Origin of the sequence: Claveliimonas monacensis (assembly GCF_014982975.1) — a bacterium.
Classification (GTDB): Bacteria; Bacillota; Clostridia; order Lachnospirales; family Lachnospiraceae; genus Claveliimonas; species Claveliimonas monacensis.
This window is the reverse complement of sequence record NZ_JADCKL010000008.1, coordinates 17,454-37,079: the sequence shown is the minus strand read 5'-3', so window position 1 is coordinate 37,079 and position 19,626 is coordinate 17,454. Positions and strand designations below refer to the sequence as shown.

Genomic DNA, 19,626 nt, shown 5'->3' with positions numbered 1-19,626 from the left:
TTAATAAACACATTTTGGACACATTTTCTCTCTATAATAAGTGTCAGATAGTTGAAGAACACATCAACTATCTCCCCCCTCATAAAGTAGACGCAACGAAGGGTCCTCCCCTTCGTTGCACCACACTTTACTCTCATTCCTTTTAATAACTATAAAACAGATGGACCCGCGGCCGGAAAGGCTGGCGGGTCTTTTGCTGTCATCCCCTCAAAAAGATCATTGCCCTGCTGCCCCGAAAAGGTTTTTTAGATTTTCTTAATCTCACTTTAAGAATTTTTCGTGTTCTTTAAGTTTTCCTCCATACTTTGGACATATTTTCCTTCTATAATAAATCTCAGATAGTTGAAGAACACATCAACTATCTTCCCCCCTCATTAAGTACAGATGCCTGGCAGAATGGCATCACACTTTACTCTCATTCCTTTAGATAACTATAACAACGACGAAGCCCGTTAGCCCTTGTGGTTAGCGGGTTTTCGTTGCCTGCGGAACTTTTCGAAACGAAGCCAGATACCATTGCCAATCCCCTGCATATGCCTTATTATATATAGAAATGAAATTTTTCCGGGAGATCTGTCTATTATGGAAATCAAAAAGCAAACATTTGCATCTGACACTTCAGGAAGGAGTGTGTCCGGCTGGGCAAAGGCTCTGGCCATCCTGCTGGCAGGACTCATCACCGCCCACCTGGGAGTGACGCTCTTCCTCCTTTCAGAACTGGGGACGGATACGTTCACTGTCTTCATACAGGGGCTGTCCCGCCTGTCCGGTCTTACTGTCGGAACAGTACATGTTATCGTTCTTTGTATCCTTATGATCCTCATGCTTCTTGGAACAAAAGGATATGTGAAGCCCGGAACCGTTGTCTGCGCTTTCTGCGGCGGCCCCATCATCGATCTTTTCACCTGGCTTCTGGGCGGATGGATCAACCCACAGGCCGGCATGGCCCTTCGCATCGTGAGCATGCTCCTTGGCTGCGTTATTTTATCCGCCGGCATGTCCATTGTCATCAACAGTAATGCGGGCACCGGCCCCAATGACCTGGTGGCTGTGATCCTGTCTGACAAGATCAAGTCTGTGCAGTTCCGATGGGTGCGGGTGGGCTGCGACCTCTTCTTTGTCGTGCTCGGCTTTCTCCTGGGCGGCACAGTGGGCGCCGGCACGCTGACTGCGGTCTTTCTGACAGGCCCTCTTGTACAGTTCTGGCTTCCCCGCACAAAAAAACCTGTACAGGCTATTTTGAAGGAAGATTTGTAAGAATAAGAGCAAAAGGAAAGAGACGTCCTCTTCAGGTCGTCTCTTTCTTGCATATCACCAGATATTCTTATATCAATAATTCTTGTTAAAGTTCTTGTACGCTCTTTCTACCGCGAGCCGCTACACTCTCCTGCGCTTTCTCCACGCATAAGCGCCAGCTACCGAGAAACCGGACACGGCTGCGAGCATCAGCCAGAGCATGATCCCTGTGCTGTCGCCGGTCTTAACTGCTTTGTCACCGCCAGTTCCTGTCTGGCTGCCGTTCTGACCGCCAGACTGCTCTTTCGCAACGATCCGGAATGTCACTGTCTTCTCTGCGATCTCATAATTTCCGCCTTCATTGTCTGTAATGGTCACAGAAGCAGTTCCCACACTCACATTGTCTGTGTAGGTGACCGTATACTCATCAGCCGGAATGACTGTGCTGCCATCTTTTACGGTGACGCCCGGCTTCTTTGCCGTTCCGTCGTAGATGTACGTGTCTTTTTCAAGTTCCACTGTCGGGTCTGCCACTTTCTTCTCTGTCACGGTCAGTCCTGTGATCACCGCAGATACCTCTTCCCCGTCGTGTGCGTAGGTAACGGTAACGGACTCATCTCCCACCGCCAGGAAGGAACCTTGTTCATACACGATACCCAGAGCGGAGGCCGGGATTGTTCTCACAAGTCCGTTTTTATAAGTGATCTCAACCGTCAGGCCAGTCGGATCAAACGGATCACCGTAGCTGTACCCGGATCTGTCCGGCGTACCTGTAATCTTCATAGCCGCCGGCGGATTTGCCTGGATCGCCAGGTCAATGGTGCCGGACACTTCATTGTAATGCTCTGTATCTTCCGGGATAAACACCCACACATATTCTGTGCGGTCCGGTTCAAATACGGTGCCGTCTGCCAGCTTCAGCGTACCTGCCGCCTCTCCGGTCTTGTCAAGCTGCACGCCTGTCGGATCATCTGTGGAATAGAGTGTTTCGCCATTGTAGGACACGTCTCCCACATCCGGATTGGCCTTTCCGGCATCAAAGCTCCACACAGCATATGCCTCCGCATAATTCTGATCTGCTGCCTTTACAGCTTTGACAGTCACCGGTCCGACTCCCTTGACCGTCACGGTTCCGTCCTCACTTATCGCAGCAAACTCTGTGCCTTCTGTCACTTCCCAGGTTACTTTTCCCTCACCGGAACCGCCGGATGTCTGGAGGGTAAAGACATCTCCGTAGGAAATGGTTCCCGCCGGCATTCCCGTAATGGCAAGCACAGCCTGGGCCGCTTTTCCGATCTCAAAGGAGGCTGTGCCATTTACAATGAAATTGCCGCCCTCTCTGTCTGTCACGATCACCTTTGCTTCTCCGGCATTTACATTATTTTCATAAGTCACTGTATATTCGGAATCGGGGATCAAAAGTCCTCCTGCATACACAGTTACCGCAGGCTCTTTTTCCGTTCCGTCGTAGATATATCCGCCTTCCGGGATGGCAAGCCTGATGTCCGGCTCTTCCACTGTCTTCTCGGATACAGTCAGGCCGTCAATCTTCGCTGTGTGGGTCTCGCCTGCTTCTGTGTACGCCACTGTCACGGATGTGTCTCCCGACCACAGGAACGCACCATGCTCATAGCGGATCTCCATTTCATTGTCTGTCAGGACTTTTCTGTCGCCATTTACATAGACAGCCGTAACGGTAACACCTGCAAGATCCACAGTGTCTCCGTATACGTATTCGGTCTGCTCCAGTTTGCCGCTCACTTCTATGCGATCCACAGTCACAGCCTGGACTGTCAGTTCTATAGATCCTGTCACACTGTTATAATTGTCTGTATCCTTCGGCACAAATGTCCATGTATATGACTCCGTGCCTGCCTGGAGAGTAGTCTCATTCAGCGAGAGCGTTCCCTTGGCGCTTCCTGTCATCTGAAGCTGCACATCTTTCCAGGAAGTGCTTGTATAGAGCACGTCATTTGCGCAGGTCACTGTTCCCACATCCGGGTCTGCCTTCTGAACTGACAGAGTCCCTTCAGCCTTTGCTCCGGCATAGTTGCCCTTGCCCGGATAGGAGACTGCCACTGCATAGTCACCGGCAGGAATGCCAGACAGTTTTTCCGCCGGGAGAACTGCCCTTCCATTGACGATATCCACGGTGTATTCTTTTTGATCCACCGTGAATGTCACGCTGCCAGTCGGCATATCGGTCTCGCTGATACCTGTCAGCACAGCGACAAGAGAAATATCCTCTCCATAGACTGCTGTCTCCGGGACATCCAGACGGATGGACGTGGAGGCAGGGGATATGGAGAACAGTTTTGTATAATCGATCGTGCAGTTTTTACTGTACTCTGTACTCTTGATGACCACCTGCGCGCCATTTCCGGCATTTACGTTATTTACATACTCTACTGTATACTCCTCTGCCGGGAGCTGTACAGTCTTCTCCTTGTCGATCCACACAACGACTGCCGGCTCTTTTGCCGTACCGTCATACACATAGCCGCTTTCCGGCCAGTCCGGGAAGGCAAACTGCTCAGAATCTTTAATAGTAATCTTCTGGATCTCAATTGTTGTTTCAGCTCTGGATGCCGTCGTGTTTTCCGAATCCGGTATGGATGCTTTCAGTACATATGTGCCTGCATCTACAGGAGCTCCCTGGAGGGCGGTGTTCTCTGTGCTCTCATACCAGGTGAAGACTACATCCTCGTAAGAAGCGCCTTTGATTTCCAGTTCCTTTTCTGTTGGAACTGCAAAAGGCTTTGTGTCGTAATCCTTTGTTGTCTGGTAAGTATCTGCAAAGGCAATGCTGCTCTGCGCTTTCTCAACTGTCAGTTTGCCCGGTATATAGGTAATATTATAGTTTCCGGTCACATCGCTCTTGGCCGCATTTTGGATCTCTGCGTCTGCCACAGTGATCACACCATTGTCTGTGACTTTCGATGTGTCAGCTGACAGCTTCACAGATACAACCGCATCTCCTTCAGCCAGGCCGTCTGCTTCCACCTGCTTCATATCCTCATCGATGTTCTCTCCGTAGGTGATGGTCTGGTCCTGTGCTGTAATGGTCACATCCCTCTTTGCGATCTCAAAACTTCCCTCAGCTGTTCCTGTATATTTTTTACTGTTGTCATTCGCTGTCACAGTGACTGTCACGGTCCCGGCGCTGATCAGATCATCCCCGAATGATACTTCATACTCTGCCTCCGGAACAGTTTCCCCGTTCAGTGTCACTGACACATCACCTTTGGAGACAACTTTTTCTGTCCCGTCATACACATAGCCGTCTGCCCCTGTTACTGTGACAACTGCACCGGCCAGGCTCAGTTTGCCTGACGTGGACACTGCCACGGGGATGCTCTCTGTATTGTCCGCTTTGTCAGTGACGGTCAGCGTAAATTGATATTCTGTCTGCGGCTCCATCCCTGTGATGGCAAACTTGCCATTTCCCTGATCTGCAATATTCGGAGCTGAGGAGCCGCCAGAATTATAGGCCAGGCTGTAGCTCTTGATGTCAGAGAGTGTGTCGTTTGCAGAAGCAGTCACTGTGGCGGAGGTATCCTGCACAGAAACGTCTGCTTTCAGTCCAGTCGGAGCGGTCTTGTCGATTGAAAACTTAGCATATCCTCTGACAATCGCTCCCGTATTCAGATTCCTAAGATAATAGGTCTTGAAGATTTCTCCTTCTCCTACGACAGTAATCTCATTCCCCCACTTTGTACCTGCATTTGCGGTATCTGCAATGCTGTATCCCTGAGGCGGCTGCAGAACAACATCTGACTTGTACCAATAGTCTTCGCTCTGCTCTGTCGGACTATATGCAGTCGGATTACTTTCGTCTGTGTAATAGTCGACACCTACCGCTACTTCCTCCGTATCGCTTCCATCCTGGTATTTAACTGTCAAAGTGTATTCTTTTCTGTAACTGTTTCCACTGTCACCTTGTTCCTCCGCTGGAGCAAGCCCTTTCTCCAAAGTGTTGATAGAAATATCCACACTGCCTCCATTCATAATAGAATAGTGAGCAAGCTCCTTATTTCCACAGCTAACTACCACAGCCTCTTTTCTAGCATCGCCCCGGACATTTAACTTAATATCTGTTCCGTAGGCTACTTCCGTACTTTCCAGCTGTACAGAAAGTGGAATCGCTTCATTCGGATCATAGTCTTTTGAAGCAAGATTCAGGATACTATCTGTACCGACTCCGTACAGGGAAGTCGTATCTGAATCATAATTGTATGTAATCATATTCAAGCCGGTTCCAAAGCTGTATCCGGCGTTGACAGAGCCCCCACTGCCAGCCAGGAACAGTGTCCCGTCACTTCCGATCGTACCATCGTCACTGTTCGTCACGTCCACCAAGTAATTCTGACCGTCCGGCATAGTGACGATATTCCACATATGGCCGCCAGCACCCGTTCCTCCTTCCATTATCCCTGTTATCGTATAGCAAACTATAGAAGATGTATCAAATTTCGTCAGATCACAGAGATACTGGAACGCCTTGGCATACCCTTCGCATACTACCGTGGTATCCTTATCGCCGTCAAAGACATAGACCAGCTGCCACGGGTCCCCATAAGGTGTACCGGCATTGTCCGCCGCACCGTGATTGTAATCTGTCAGTTTGCATATTTCCTTTTTATATCCCAGCAGCTTTTGGTAGTCCGATGCATCCTTATACTTAGTTACAATCTCCTGAGCCTTGGAAGCTGCTGCCACTGCTGACTTGGCTTCAGTTCCATTCACTGTATATCTAGCACCGTCCAGCCGATATGCAGATGCAACTGCAAAGGAAATTTCCGCAACACGAACAGATGTCTCACCTTCCGCCGGCCTATAATAACTGTAACTAAAAGCACTTCTATCTGTCTTATCGAACCAGTACAGCTCATACGGACAGTCTACCAAAAGCACATCCATGATCTTACCCATAGATGTACTCAGCGCTTGCTCCACTGTCTGACTCCCCAACTCTTCACTTGTCCACGACAGTGCAAGATCAATCCCAATCTCCGTCGATCCTCCATCGGCCGCAATTTTCTTGATCTCGTCTTTGAGCTTGTTATAGATCGCCTTCTCTGAATCATTCAACACCTTGTCGCCATAATTGGCCAGAGTGGAAATACCGCTGTTAAGTCCCAGTATATTCATCACATACCCGTCCAGCAGCTCCTCATTATCCGGCAGTCCCGGATCTTCCGGCACTATGACGCCAGTTTCCGTGAGGATCTCTGTATCCTGCTCCTGTGCCGGTTCTTCCGCCGACACGGTACTTGCGGAAAAGGGCATCATACTGCACGCAAGCGCCGCAGACAGGACAAAGGCTAAGATCCTCCTCCTTCTTCCTCTCATAAAGTAGCTCCTCCTTTTTTCTTATATTTACAGGTTTTATTTGCTCATGTCATACTCCCCCAGGTGCACTTTCCCATACTATTTTCATAATACCCCTCCCTGGGTATATTGTCAATAAATACCTTCTGTTTTCTGACATATTTAATAAAGAATTAACCCAGCGGAAGTATGCCGCAAAGTATGCCGCAGAGATTGACGTTCCATCTCTGCTTTTTTATAATTTTCTTATCAGAAATCCATGACAGAAAGGAGTTTTTTTATGAAACGAAATCTAAGCTGCGATGTGGCTGTTGTGGGCGGCGGTTCGGCAGGGATTGCCGCTGCCATCGGTGCCCACGATGCAGGCGCAAAAGTGCTCCTTCTGGAGAGAAATCCGTACTTTGGAGGCCAGGCCACTCATTCACAGGTTCACGCCTACTGCGGTTTCTGTACCAACGGAGACGACTGGAAACAGGTGGTAAAGGGTGTAGGGCAGAGGGTCCTGGACAAGCTACACTCCATGGGACGCTTCGACAGCTTCACCTACTCTCCCACAGGAAATCTCTACGTGCCGCAGGATCCGGAATATACAAAGCTGGCGCTTGATGAGCTGGTGGAGGAGTCCGGTGTGGATTATCTGCTCTGCTGCCAGGTGGTCCAGGCGGACACAGAGGGCGGACGTATCCGCCGCCTCACCTGCGCGGACGATGCCGGCCTTTTTACCGTGGAGGCTGAAGTCTATGTAGATGCCAGCGGTGAGGCCAACCTGTCCGCCATGGCAGGGGCGCCTGTAGAGTTTCACTGCGACCAGAGCGGCTGTCTGGTCTTCCGCATGGGAAATGTCCGGCACGGGATGGACTATTCTCCAGCCAGGATCAAGGCCGCTGTAGAGCAGGCCATAGCCGACGGAATGACCGGCTTTTCCGCCACTTACGGCACAGTATGCCGGGCCCAGGATACAGATGACTACACGGTAAATATCATCAGCATGCAGATCCCGGGACTGGATGCCGCGACACAGACAAAATACGAGATGGAGGGCCGCAGACAGGTACACCTCTACGCGGAAGCCTTCCGCAGATATCTCCCCGGGTTTGAAAATGCTTACCTCATCTACTCCGGGCCCCGCATGGGTTACCGGGAGAGCCGCCGCATTGCAGGGGAGTATCAGCTCTGCCGCGAGGATGTAAAGACTTCACGCAAATATCCGGACACCGGGATCGCCAGAGGCGGCTGGGGCGCGGAGCTCCATCTGGGCAGCGAGGACGTGGTCTTCGGGGAGGAGCGGGGCGCCAAATATTTTGACATCCCTCTCCCCTGTCTGCGGCCAAAAGGCATGAAAAACCTGTGGTGCGGCGGCAGGATCATCTCCGCTGACCTGATCGCGGCATCCTCCATCCGGGTCATGGCCACAGGATTTGCCACCGGACAGGCTGCCGGCGTGGCCGCTGCGCTCAGCACAGGCCGGGGCGATTATGACACAGCTGCGATCCGGGCCGAGCTGGAACGCCAGGGAGCGCTAATATAAAAGCAAGCTCCCATTTCGGTTAAGTTTCACCTTGTTGATGTCCCTGTCACTCCTGTGATATGATTTTTTATTATGACTGCCACGGCATCCGCACAGGCAAAAAAGAGGGGGAATACATTTCCATGCACACGCACACCTTGAACGACCAGCAGATACTGGCAAAGCTCGCCAAGAGTCCCCAGCAGGGACTGGCTCTCCTGATGGAGCAGTACACAGGACTCATCTGGCATATTGCGGCCAGCCATCTGCACAATCCCGAGGATATAAAAGAATGTGTCAATGAAACCTTTGCACGCTTTTATTTCCAGCGGGAGAAATATGATCCAGAAAAGGCTTCCCTGACTCTTTATCTGGCCTCCATCACAAGGAATCTGGCCATCTCCCGCTATCGAAAGGAACAGGGCCAGCACATCGCCTTATCCAGAGCAGTCACATGTTCCGGCGCCGGGACTTCCGCAGGAGAAACGGCTGGCGGGCAGGGCCTTTCCTGCCCGGAGGACAGGCTGATCTCCCTGTCAGAGCTCCGCGCAGATGTGGAGAAAGCCATGGAGACGCTGCAGCCGGAGGAGGCAGCTCTCATCCGCATGAAATACTACGGCGGCATGACCACAAAAGAGATCGCCGCCTCCTTAGGACTTCCCTACGAGACCGTAAAAAAGCGCCACCACCGCAGTCTGAAAAAGCTGCGCCGTTCCATGCTCCTCTCTCTCATCCTCCTGGCGCTGCTACTCCTGTCCGCCTGCACCTACTGTGTGCTGCGCCACTACAATATCATTCCATCTCTCTGGGAGATCCTTGTTGGAGAGGGCGGGCCGCCGGAAGAGGACGACAAAAATGGTAAGGATAAGCCCAGACCTCTGTTCCTCTCTTCCGACCGTCCCCTCTCCCAACCGGACAGCGGGACACCTGAGGCGGTTTCCCGGGAGGAGACCGGCTCCGCAGTCCCGGGGGACTCCTTCTCCAGCTCGGAAGATGACAGCCGGGACATTCCTCACTCCTGGGTAGACGGCTACGGCCCTGTCCTGTCTCCGGACACGACTGCCTACTCTCTTGCAGAGGAAGTGCATTTCGAGACAGAGTACGTCACCGGCATTCTGGAGGACGCTATCTATGCAGAGGGAAATCTCAAAGTCTCCTTCCTCATACAGGCAAGGGAAGGCTCCTTCTCCGAGCTGGCGTCCCGGTATTTCCCGAATCTCAGCTACCTGGCGTTGCTACCGGACTTTTGCAGTATCTACCAGGAGGACCTGCTCCTCGCCGACATAGTCAGCGCCTCTACGCGCCACACGGGACCGGACTATCAGTGGACCTGCCTTGTCTTTTCCGGCGTAGACCTCCCCCGGCAGGATAGCTCCGTAGAGCTTTCTCTTACCTCCACCCTCTCCCAGGAGTCACTGGCGCAGATCCCCTGTGAGCTGGGTATCCCCTTTACGCTGACGCCCGCACCGATACAGGAGACCGGAAACCTTCTGTATGAGTTGGGAGATGACTACAGCATCCTTGCTGTTCCCCGTCGGGAAAATGGCTCTCTGGTCGTCTCACTTTGTCCCTTCTCCGCCGATGGCGTGCCGGCCATCCTTTCTTCCCTGATCTGGGGCTCCTACGGCTCAAAAGGTGAGGGCGAGATTACCCTTGCAGGCGAAGACGGTTCTGTCTATACTGGCACCTGCGTGCAGTACAGCCCCGGCGCCACCACCAAGGATTACTACGACTGGGATTTCGGCCCTGTCCCACCGGGGAACTACACGCTCCACATCCCCTATCTGTACCTGAGTTCTGTCCTTCCGGAAGATTTCTCCATCCCCATTGATCTGGAGACATGCACATGGGAGGACAAAAACTGGACTGTAGGGAGCGGCAGCATCACTGTGGACAGCGTGACCCCCATCCCTCTTGTACCGGGCCAGCGGATCCCCGGCACCTATGTGTCTGCCTCTGACTGCCCGGGAGAACGGGCCTGGAAAATCTGCCTGAAGCCTCAGACAGATACCTCCGGGCCGGAGATCTTTGATCTCTTTCTCAGCCAGAAGACAGATTTCCTCCCGGACAGCAGCCATATCTGCAACGCAGGCAGCAGTATTGGAAAGTCATTCCTCGAGGACGATCCACAGGTCATAGAGCTTCTTGTGTGCCTGGACACCTTCACCCGCGACCCATCCTCCTTCTGCCTGACCTCCGATGACCCCTTCCACTCAGGCCGGGACGGCGTCAACTACCGCTGGAATGTAGAGCCCGCCATCCCTCTGACGGTGGAGTGATCGCTCCGACCCGGAACAAGACCATACGTGTGAAATGTTAGTATTTACCATGTTGATAGCCCTCCTTTCACATGCTATTTTTTAAGCAGGTCTGTCCACCCTTCAAAGCGGATAGACAACCAAAAAATATGTGAGGAGGGTTTTCTATATGAGAAAACGGATAACAGGTCTTCTCCTGGGCATCTGCCTGGTCATCTCCATGCTGCCTGTGACGTCGTTTGCCGCAGCTTACATGGCTCACAGCTATGAAGAGTGGTGCGATTTCATTGAGCGGTATCCGGGGGACCAGTTCGGGTATGGCTTTGAGATCTCCGCATCTCAGGGATTCACCTGGCCCGAGGAAGAAGTCACTATCACCATTGAAAAGAACCTGTATGTAAATGGCACCTGGGTGATTCCGGAGAATGTCACCGTTCTGAACCATGCCCAGGTCAACGGCAATCTTTCCATAGAGGGCGTATGGAAAAACGAGGTCAAACAGATCACTGAGACTAACTACGTGACCGGCTCTGTAAGGGGCAATGTGACCGTAAAGGATGGCGGTCAGTTTGTCGCCCAGAACAACGGCAGCAACTTTTCCGATATGACAGTCGAAAACGGCGGAACGCTGACCATCGACACCTACGGCTCCACCTATGTGGAACCCGGCAAAACCCTGACCCTTGCCTCCGGCGCCATTGTGAATGGAAACGGCGGCATCCAGCTTGGGGGAACGCTGTGCGGCGAGGGCGTCACGCTGCCCCAGTCCACCTCCATCACTGTCAACGGCAGATACAGCGGCACCCAGGCCGACGCGGTCATCTCAGGGGATGTAACCGTCCTCTCCAATGTGCGGGTGAGTAGCGGCACCCTCACCGTCCCCGCTGGCAGCAAACTGACCTGCAGCCAGATATATGTATCCCCCTCCCACTCAGGCGCGGACACGGTGGGTATCCTGCGCATCGACGGGGAGCTGGCAGTGACAAGTCTCATGCTGCTCTCAGGGGATGACACGGCCGACGCCGGCCGCGCGGAAGTGCAGCTTGGCTCTGAGGGCGTGCTGAACATGCAGCCCCGCTCGGAGATTTCTTCCCTCAGTCCCAGCGCCTCCATCACGGGAGACGGGACCCTGAAGCTCTTTGCCCCGTCGAATGAGGCAGGTTTCCCCTATAACTGCCCCACAATTGTTGTAGATTACACCTGGCCCTACATTGATGACGGTCTGGACCTTGCGCTGGAGAGAGGCTATCTGGCCGATACAGTCACCATCTGGAAAAGCTGGGTGGAGGGACTGCAGTGCGACCACGACTGGGTGGCGGGAACGGTGGTGGAACCAACCTGTACAGAGGAGGGGTACACCCTCTACACCTGTTCCAAGTGCATGGCTACAGAGACACGGGACATACAGCCCGCCCTTGGCCATACCTCCGACGGCAACACAGACTGCTCAAAAGACACACTGTGTACACGCTGCGGCACTGTCCTCATTCCTTCCGGGCACCAGTGGACAGCAGACACCTCCCAGGAAAATAAGATCATCTACACCTGCACACGCTGCGGCCAGGAGACTGTGTACGAGCTTTCACTTAAGGATGATATGCAGATCGGATTTTCTTCCGAGGCCCTAGCTTCCCTCTCAGAGCAGGCTCTCGCCGCCGGATATGAGACCGTTCTCATCACCTCCGGCGAGGCGGACACAAAAGACCTGACAGAGGCCCAGCAGAAGACAGCAGCCTCTCTGTCTGACGATGTAAGGGTGTTTGACATCACCCTGCAGGCCGTCACCTACAGCGCCGATGGTACGATCGAAAAGTCCGAGGCGCTCCACGACTTTGACGGAACTGCCACCATCCGCCTGCCCTACGATCTCCCCACGGACATGACAGGCCGTCAGCTCAAGGCCTGCTATCTGGCAGAGGACGGATCCACAGAAGACAAAGGCGCCGTATCCTACAGTGCGGGCACGGCTGTCTTCACCACAGACCACTTTTCTTCTTACGCAGTGTATACGGCAAAGACCAGTGAGCAGCCCGGCGGAGGTACCGGCGGATCTGGCGGTTCTGGAAGCGGTTCCGGCAGTTCCACAGAAGAAGGCTTCTCTGCAGGCAGCGCGCAGGGGACTCCTTCCCAGAATCACACTGGGACAAAAGCTGTAAAGACCGGGGATACAAACAATCTGACGCTGATCCTCCTCCTTCTTTCAGCCTCCCTTGCGGCAGGCTGCGCAGGAATGGCAGTAAGAAAGAAGAAGTAAGAGCGCGTCTGAAAAGAAGCATACAAAAATTTGTCCGAAAATGGAGCGGCCGCCATGGCCGCTCCATTTTCGCTCTCTACACATGATTTTATTTTCCCTTTTACTGGTTATCTAAAGCTCCAGCGCCTTAAAATGCATAAACCGCATTCTAGGCTTTCCCTGTTCTGCAAAAAAGGCATCAAGTCTCCGGCACATCTTCTGCAGCCAAGCATGAGAATCTCCCGGACACAGAGGATCATATATCTCCCTGTAGCTCTCAAGGAGCTGGATAACCAGCGCGTCCAGCCGCTCTCCGCCGGTCATGGTGTGTTCCCTGTCAAGTGGAAGATATCCAAGTAAATCAAGCTGCTCATTGACGCTTTCAAGACAAATTGCCGGCCCGTTCAGTATGATCAGATGCCGCAGCATGGTCCTTCGCGGGATCTCACCCTGGAGACGCATCTGCCGGCGCAGCTCCGAGTCATAGCGGGTACTTGTAATGTGTTTTCGCAGAGTCCTGATGCTGCGCTCCCCCGGCACGGTCACATAGTGGAAAGCATCTGTAAAATAAATGTGCCGGAAATATTTTCCTCTCTCCTCAGGCCGGATATGCAGTTCCTCCAAAAGCTCCCGTGGTATCCCTGCCAGATACCTCTCCTCCAGCTTCTGAAGCAGACTGCACTTTTCTATGCAGGGAGCACTGTTCCATTTTTCCGGCGTGTCATAGACTGTCTCGCTGCGGTCAAAGTATCCCTGGATAAGAAATCTTTTTTCCTCTTCTGTCAGTTCCAGTGCTCCTGCCAGCCGCAGACACTGCTCCCTGTTCACAGGCGTGTAACGGCCAGTGCGCCAGTAGCGGATCTTGAGACTCTCCGTCCCAGTCCGGGGCTCTCTCCCCAGCATTCTCTCACAGAGAAGCCGGTCCACTTGAATCTTACTCTTCAGCTTGTATCTTCTCTGGATGCAGGCCATTCTCTCCTGCAGCCACTTCACCTCCGGCCGGTCCGCCCCGGTCGTCTGAAGATTCTGCCTGGCTGTGTCAAATATCTTTTTTTCTATGTGCTTTTTCTCTTCTTCTGTCTTCATACAATTTGTCCCCTTCTGTCCTTCTATAGTGTTTATTCGCACCAGAAGGGCAAAAGGGGACAAATTTAAAATTCTAATTTTACATTCTTCATCCTACAGCACTGCCTGATCTATTCCGCTGCCGGATACTCATTGCACAGCAGCCTGTAAGGCTCCTCATCCTCCTCGATCTCGGGGAACCTTCCTACATTTTCATAGAACCGGTTGTCCGTGTTGTCGTCATTGCACATGGACACTTCCCCCAAGAGGACCGGGCCGCTTCCCTCCTCCACGTCAAAGTCGTGATACAGGTAGGGCGTGATGGTGATGGACTCTCCCGGGCAGAGCCTGATCTGGGTTCCTGCCGGTACGGTATAGGTATGTCCGTCGCAGTGAACGGTCACCGGCGTGTCCGCAAACTCTTCTTTTTCATTGGAATTGTACACCCGGATCAGCACATTGCCGCCGCCCCGGTTGATGATATCCTCCATCTTGTTCCAGTGAAAATGCATGGGGGAGTGCTGTCCTTCTTTTATATAAAGGAGCTTCTCCGCATAGGGCTTCGGATACTTTTCATCGTGCACGTTGCCGTTGCGGATGGTGATAAGGGAAAATCCCACTTTGTCGAAGTCCCCAAGGCCGTAATCTGTGATATCCCAGCCCAGCCCGTTGTCCCGGATCTCATCGTACTCGTGCCCTTTTGTCTTCCACTCCTCCGGTGTGAAATGACAGAAGGGCGGAAGGCTGATCCGGTACTCACGGATCATGGCCTCCATCTCTTTTAATGCCTGGTTAATTTCTGAACGCTTCATTTTTCTCCTCCCTCTGCCCCACATGCTCTTCCATCCACCTGTACAGATCCTCGTACACCTGCTGCCGGTCTTGCTCATTAAGCACTTCATGCCGGTCGTTCTCATAGAGCTTCATGCTCACGTCCTTCACTCCCGCTTCTTTGTACAACCGGAAGAGCTTTTCCACATCTTTTCCAAAGTTGCCCACCGGGTCCTTCCCGCCGGACATAAACAGCACCGGAACGGTCCTTGGAATCCGCAGGGCTCCTTTCTTTCCGGCGATCTGCTTCATTCCCTCAAACATCTGGTAGTAGCCGTTGACTGTGAAGGTGAAGCTGCAGAGCGGATCTGCCTCGTACTTTTCCCGCATCTGGATATCTGAAGTGACCCACTCCCGCCTGCTGTCGCAGGGCTCAAAGCTGCGGTTGTATCCGCCCAGTCCCAGATTATCTATCAAACGGCTCCTGTAATCCCAGCCCTTCACCGCTGCCAACAGCCGGCACAGGAGCTGTCCCGCACACAGGACAGGCACGCTCTTAGATCCCGTGCCCATGATAATGGCGCCCGCAAGGCCCCTGCCGTGCTTCAGAAGATACTGGCGCAAAAGGAATGATCCCATACTGTGTCCCAGCATAAAATAAGGAACGCCGGGATATCTGTCCCCGGCGCGTTCCCTGAGCGTATGGATATCTCGGATGACACAGGCATTGCCATCCGGCTCATGGAAAAATCCATACTTTTCTTCTGATGTAACGGATTTCCCATGCCCCAGATGATCATTTCCTGTTACATACCATCCTTTTTCTGCAAGCCAGGAGGCAACCCCGTCATAGCGGTCTATGTATTCCACCATGCCGTGGCTGATCTGAAGCACCGCTTTCACCTCGCCCTCCGGGATCCATTCCACACCGTGGATATCCGTCTCTCCATCCGCGGACGGGTAAAAGAATTCTCTCTTCATATTCTTCCTCCTAGCGGTCCTCCATCTTGACGTAGTCTCTGTGTTCTGCCAGCGCTTTGTACGCGGGGCGGATGATCTTGTCTACATTTTTCAGCTCTTCCAGCCTGTGGGCGCTCCAGCCCACAATGCGGGCCGCCGCAAAAATAGGTGTGTAGAGAGCCTGGGGCAGCCCCAGCATGCTGTACACAAGTCCGCTGTAAAAGTCCACGTTGGCGTTAACGCCCTTGTAGATCCTTCTCTTCTCTCCGATCACTTCCGGAGCCAGATGCTCCACCGTCTCATAGAGGGCATACTCTTTCTCGTATCCTTTTTCAGCGGCAAGCTGCTTTACAAATGTCTTGAAAATATCTGCACGTGGATCGGAGACAGAGTACACCGCGTGCCCCATACCGTAGATCAGTCCCTTCTGATCAAAAGCCTTCTTGTCCAGCAGGTCGCACAGATACTGGCGGACCTCATCTTTGTCTTCCCAGTCATGGACATTTTTCTTCATATCCTCAAACATCTGCGTCACTTTAATGTTGGCGCCGCCGTGTTTCGGTCCCTTCAGGGACGCCATGGCAGCCGCGATCGTAGAATACGTATCTGTGCCCGACGATGTGACAACATGGGTGGTAAAGGTAGAGTTATTTCCGCCGCCGTGATCCATATGGAGTACCAGCGCCATGTCCAGGATCTTGGCCTCCAGATTTGTGTACTGGCGATCTTCACGGAGCATCATCAAAATGTTTTCCGCCGTGGAGAGCTCCGGTTTGGGTGCATAGATAAACAGATCTTCTCCCATGCGGTAATTATAGGCATGATAGCCATATACCATCATCATGGGGAACTGGCTGATCAGATTCAGGCACTGGCGGAGCACATTGGGAATGGACGTGTCATCTGCCTTTGCGTCATAGGAATACATGTTCAAAATAGAGCGGGAAAGACTGTTCATCATGTCACGGCTTGGCGCTTTCATAATGACATCTCTCACAAAATTGGGGGGAAGCGTTCTTCTCTCCACCAGCGTGTCATGGAACTTTTTCAGCTCCTTCTCACTTGGAAGCTCGCCAAAGAGAAGCAGATATGTGATCTCCTCAAATCCATAGTGGTCTGCATCCAGGAAACCTTTCACAAGCTCTTTGATGTTATATCCCCGATAGTAGAGTTCTCCCTCGCAGGGCACTTCCTGTCCATCCACCACCTTCTTGGCGATAATATCAGATATGTTGGTAAGTCCTGCCAGAACACCTTTTCCGTTTAAATCACGAAGACCTCTTTTTACCTCATATTTTGTATAGAGCTCTTTATCAATGGCAGTATTTTTTTCACAGAGTTCTGCCAGATGCTCGATCTCCGGCGTGATCTCAAAAAGTGCTCTTGCTGCTGGATAATGTTTCTCCATCTTCTGTTCTCCTCTCTTTATTCTATTCATGATTGTCAGGCTGCCCATTTATCTTCCGATAAATGATATTACTAAGCAGCGCGAAGTCTTCCAGTGTCAGAGTCTCTCCGCGTACACCGGGCCCTTTGCCCAGCTCCTCTATACTCTCTTCAACAATTTCCCTGGGAAGATCCAGCTCTGCTGAGTTTTTCAGTCCATTTGCCAGCGTCTTTCTGCGCTGGTTGAAAGATGCCCGTATCATGCGGAACATCAATTTCTCATCCTCCACCCGGACCGGCGGTTCCCGGTGCACAGTCAGCCTTATGACTGCAGACCCGACTTTGGGCCTGGGCATAAAACAATTGGGAGGCACATTTGCCACAATATAGGGCTGCGCATAATACTGCACGGCCAAAGAGAGGGCACCGTAGTCCTTTGTCCCCGGCCCCACCTGCATCCGGTCTGCCACTTCTTTCTGCACCATCACAGTTATGCTCTCAATAGGCACATGGCTCTCAAAAAGCCCCATGATGATGGGCGTTGTGATATAGTAGGGAAGATTGGCCACCACTTTCACTGGCTTTCCGCCATTTTCTTCGTCCACCAGCTTCTGAATATCCATCTTCAGTATGTCCTGATTAACAATATTTACATTGTCGTAATCCTTCAGGGTATCTGCAAGAATCGGGATCAGCGCCTTGTCGATCTCCACCGCTGTCACCTTACCCGCTGCCGCAGCCAGATACTGCGTCATAGTTCCGATGCCGGGGCCGATCTCCAGAACATAATCGTCTTTTGTTATATCGGCCGCCGCAATGATCTTATCCAATACACGGGTATCTATAAGAAAATTCTGTCCAAATTTTTTTTGAAAGGAAAAATTATATTTTTTCAGTATCTCTATTGTATTCTGGGGATTTCCCAGTGTAGGTATGGGCATCGCCCCGCCTCCCTCCATCATTTAGTCTCTCATGCCGTATAATATTCTGGCGTTTTTCTCTGTCTGTGCCACGACTTCTTCGCAGGAAATTCCCTTGATCTCTGCAATCTCTTTCACTACATAGGGAAGGTTCAAAGAACTGTTCCTCTTCCCTCTGTTTGGCACAGGTGCAAGATAGGGACAGTCTGTCTCCAGCACAATGGATGAAAGAGAAATATCTTCCACCACTTCCTTAAGCCTGCGTCCGTTTTTAAATGTGACAACACCGCCCACACCTATGAAAAAGCCCATCTTCACATATTCCCGGGCCAGCTCTTTTGAATAAGAAAAGCAGTGGATCACCCCCATAAGTCCCCGGGCATGTGACTGCATGATCTCCAGCGTGTCGGCCGCCGCATCCCTGCTGTGTACGATAACCGGCAAAGACGACTCCCGGGCCAGCTCGATCTGACGCACAAACCACTTTTTCTGCACCTCCCTGGGTGCCTCATCCCAGTAATAGTCCAGTCCGATCTCCCCCACGGCGACAACCTTATCCCTGCCGCACAGCCCGCGCAGCTCCCGAAAACTTTCCTCGTCCAGCTCTCCTGCGTGATCCGGATGAACCCCAACGGCTGCATAGATAAAAGGATAGGCTTCCGCCAGAGAGATGGATGTCCTGCTGGATTCTATAGAAGCTCCCACATTGACGATCGCTCCGACACCGCCCTCTTCCATGGAGGCAAGAAGCGCGTCTCTGTCCATATCAAACTGTTCGTCGTCATAGTGTGCGTGAGTCTCAAAAATCATGCTGTTTCCATCCAATTCCATTTCTGATCTAAAATTAGTAGAACAATTATACCATAATTTCTCCCCAATTCATATAATATGAAAATTAATTTTTTGTTAAGGATTTGGGTTACCCTCTTGCCCGGAACTCCTCTTCCAGCTTTTGGATCTCTTCTATATTCATGCCGGTCAGGTCCGCAATCATCTCAGGATCCATGCCTTTCTCCAGCATACGAAAGACAATATCCTGTCTCTCCTGCCGTATACCCTGCTGCAAACCCTGCTTCATGCCCTGCTCTCTCCCCTCCTGCAGACCCTTCTCCATGCCCTCCTGCAGGCCTTTCTCCATGCCGGTTTCCCAGGCGCTGCTCATGATGGCATCGTGGTCCCTGATGGCCTTCTGTCTGGCCTCGTACTCCAGCCTGGCCCTCTCGTCCGCGCTCATCCTCTCCAGCTCCCTGTATGCCTCCTCAATATATTCACTTGTACCTGCCATATCCTCCAACTCCTTCCGGTTCTTCCCTGCCAGGAAGCGCATCCAACGGATGACCTCATCATCACTCTGCAGTTCTTCCGGCAGCTTCTTAAGCTCCAGGATCTGCATCTCCAGAAGGTCTGTGTACTTTTTCCCTGTCTGTTCATCACACAGGCTGATGATCCGGTGGCATTTCTCGTCATCCGCAAAGCGGATAAAATCCAGTATGCTCACATGGATACACTTTTTCAGTTTCGTGTAGGGATCGCCCCTTCCGATCTGCTCTGTGTACATTTTGCTCAGATAGAACAGAGACCTGGCGTCCCACTGTCCGAACGGGTAAGCCTGCATCTCCATATTGATCTGAGCCCCGTCTTCCATTAGGGCCCGGACATCCAGGATGCCCAGCTTCTCGTCCGGGTATTCCTGCCGCAGCGCCGTGGGGAGCAGCACCGTCTCCCGGACAGCCGCCGGGTCTGTCCCCAGCAGGGCAGCGATAAAGCCTTTCCGCACTTTGGGATTGTACATCAGTCCCTTAAAACACACATCCACGGTGGGAAGCATGATAAAATTGTCATTTTTCTTCGTCACAGTCTTCTCCTTTCCTGCTTGTCTCATACAGGAAAGAGCTCTGCTTTCATATTAGCACATTTTCCAGAGCCATCAAAGGCGAAGCCCTGTTCCTGCATTATTCC

At 52.2% G+C, this 19,626-nt stretch carries 12 protein-coding genes; 4 read left to right on the top strand and 8 right to left on the bottom strand.

Annotated features, from left to right (window positions below; genetic code table 11):
- Positions 1–582: 582 nt before the first annotated feature.
- The gene (locus INF30_RS10250; protein ID WP_226395119.1) at positions 583–1,257 is read left to right on the top strand and encodes a YczE/YyaS/YitT family protein; all 675 of its coding nucleotides are present in this window, start codon (positions 583–585) and stop codon (positions 1,255–1,257) included.
- A 120-nt stretch (positions 1,258–1,377) separates the two neighbouring features.
- Here INF30_RS10250 and INF30_RS10245 read toward each other — a convergent pair whose 3' ends face one another.
- Positions 1,378–6,588, bottom strand: a complete 5,211-nt coding sequence (locus INF30_RS10245; RefSeq protein ID WP_226395118.1) for an Ig-like domain repeat protein — start codon at positions 6,586–6,588, stop codon at positions 1,378–1,380.
- Between the two features lie 259 nt (positions 6,589–6,847).
- Between INF30_RS10245 and INF30_RS10240 the strand changes: the two genes are divergently transcribed.
- The 3 genes from INF30_RS10240 to INF30_RS10230 all read left to right on the top strand — a co-directional run bounded on the left by INF30_RS10240 (position 6,848) and on the right by INF30_RS10230 (position 12,586).
- The gene (locus INF30_RS10240; RefSeq protein ID WP_076779726.1) at positions 6,848–8,095 is read left to right on the top strand and encodes an FAD-dependent oxidoreductase; all 1,248 of its coding nucleotides are present in this window, start codon (positions 6,848–6,850) and stop codon (positions 8,093–8,095) included.
- Positions 8,096–8,154: 59 nt separating this feature from the next.
- Entirely contained in the window at positions 8,155–10,353 is a 2,199-nt protein-coding gene (locus INF30_RS10235; protein WP_226395117.1) for an RNA polymerase sigma factor, read from the top strand.
- Between the two features lie 148 nt (positions 10,354–10,501).
- On the top strand, positions 10,502–12,586 hold the full coding sequence (locus INF30_RS10230; RefSeq protein ID WP_226395116.1) for a ribonuclease P Rpr2/Rpp21/SNM1 subunit: 2,085 nt from the start codon (positions 10,502–10,504) through the stop codon (positions 12,584–12,586).
- A 111-nt stretch (positions 12,587–12,697) separates the two neighbouring features.
- On the opposite strand, the gene INF30_RS10225 is transcribed toward INF30_RS10230, so the two are convergent.
- The 7 genes from INF30_RS10225 to INF30_RS10195 form a co-directional block, all read right to left on the bottom strand.
- A complete protein-coding gene (locus INF30_RS10225) occupies positions 12,698–13,651 on the bottom strand; it encodes a hypothetical protein (RefSeq protein ID WP_226395115.1) in 954 nt (317 codons plus the stop codon).
- Between the two features lie 110 nt (positions 13,652–13,761).
- Positions 13,762–14,442, bottom strand: a complete 681-nt coding sequence (locus tag INF30_RS10220; RefSeq protein WP_226395114.1) for a D-lyxose/D-mannose family sugar isomerase — start codon at positions 14,440–14,442, stop codon at positions 13,762–13,764.
- Positions 14,423–15,382, bottom strand: coding sequence for an alpha/beta fold hydrolase (locus INF30_RS10215; protein WP_076779737.1), 960 nt, complete (start codon positions 15,380–15,382; stop codon positions 14,423–14,425). Before INF30_RS10215 ends, INF30_RS10220 begins: the two co-directional genes overlap by 20 nt.
- A gap of 10 nt (positions 15,383–15,392) precedes the next feature.
- Positions 15,393–16,769 (bottom strand): citrate/2-methylcitrate synthase, encoded by a 1,377-nt coding sequence (locus INF30_RS10210; RefSeq protein ID WP_226395113.1) that lies wholly within the window; start codon positions 16,767–16,769, stop codon positions 15,393–15,395.
- A gap of 22 nt (positions 16,770–16,791) precedes the next feature.
- The gene (gene rsmA, locus INF30_RS10205) at positions 16,792–17,688 is read right to left on the bottom strand and encodes a 16S rRNA (adenine(1518)-N(6)/adenine(1519)-N(6))-dimethyltransferase RsmA (RefSeq protein ID WP_076781103.1); all 897 of its coding nucleotides are present in this window, start codon (positions 17,686–17,688) and stop codon (positions 16,792–16,794) included.
- Between the two features lie 21 nt (positions 17,689–17,709).
- A complete protein-coding gene (locus INF30_RS10200; protein WP_076779741.1) occupies positions 17,710–18,477 on the bottom strand; it encodes a TatD family hydrolase in 768 nt (255 codons plus the stop codon).
- Positions 18,478–18,586: 109 nt separating this feature from the next.
- Positions 18,587–19,522 (bottom strand): Rpn family recombination-promoting nuclease/putative transposase, encoded by a 936-nt coding sequence (locus INF30_RS10195; protein ID WP_226395112.1) that lies wholly within the window; start codon positions 19,520–19,522, stop codon positions 18,587–18,589.
- Positions 19,523–19,626: the final 104 nt, after the last annotated feature.

Coding starts and splice junctions, on each gene's coding strand:
- INF30_RS10250 (WP_226395119.1), top strand. CDS start 583: ATGGAAATCAAAAAGCAAACATTTGCATCTGACACTTCAGGAAGGAGT.
- INF30_RS10245 (WP_226395118.1), bottom strand. CDS start 6,588: ATGAGAGGAAGAAGGAGGAGGATCTTAGCCTTTGTCCTGTCTGCGGCG.
- INF30_RS10240 (WP_076779726.1), top strand. CDS start 6,848: ATGAAACGAAATCTAAGCTGCGATGTGGCTGTTGTGGGCGGCGGTTCG.
- INF30_RS10235 (WP_226395117.1), top strand. CDS start 8,155: ATGATTTTTTATTATGACTGCCACGGCATCCGCACAGGCAAAAAAGAG.
- INF30_RS10230 (WP_226395116.1), top strand. CDS start 10,502: ATGAGAAAACGGATAACAGGTCTTCTCCTGGGCATCTGCCTGGTCATC.
- INF30_RS10225 (WP_226395115.1), bottom strand. CDS start 13,651: ATGAAGACAGAAGAAGAGAAAAAGCACATAGAAAAAAAGATATTTGAC.
- INF30_RS10220 (WP_226395114.1), bottom strand. CDS start 14,442: ATGAAGCGTTCAGAAATTAACCAGGCATTAAAAGAGATGGAGGCCATG.
- INF30_RS10215 (WP_076779737.1), bottom strand. CDS start 15,382: ATGAAGAGAGAATTCTTTTACCCGTCCGCGGATGGAGAGACGGATATC.
- INF30_RS10210 (WP_226395113.1), bottom strand. CDS start 16,769: ATGGAGAAACATTATCCAGCAGCAAGAGCACTTTTTGAGATCACGCCG.
- rsmA (WP_076781103.1), bottom strand. CDS start 17,688: ATGCCCATACCTACACTGGGAAATCCCCAGAATACAATAGAGATACTG.
- INF30_RS10200 (WP_076779741.1), bottom strand. CDS start 18,477: ATGATTTTTGAGACTCACGCACACTATGACGACGAACAGTTTGATATG.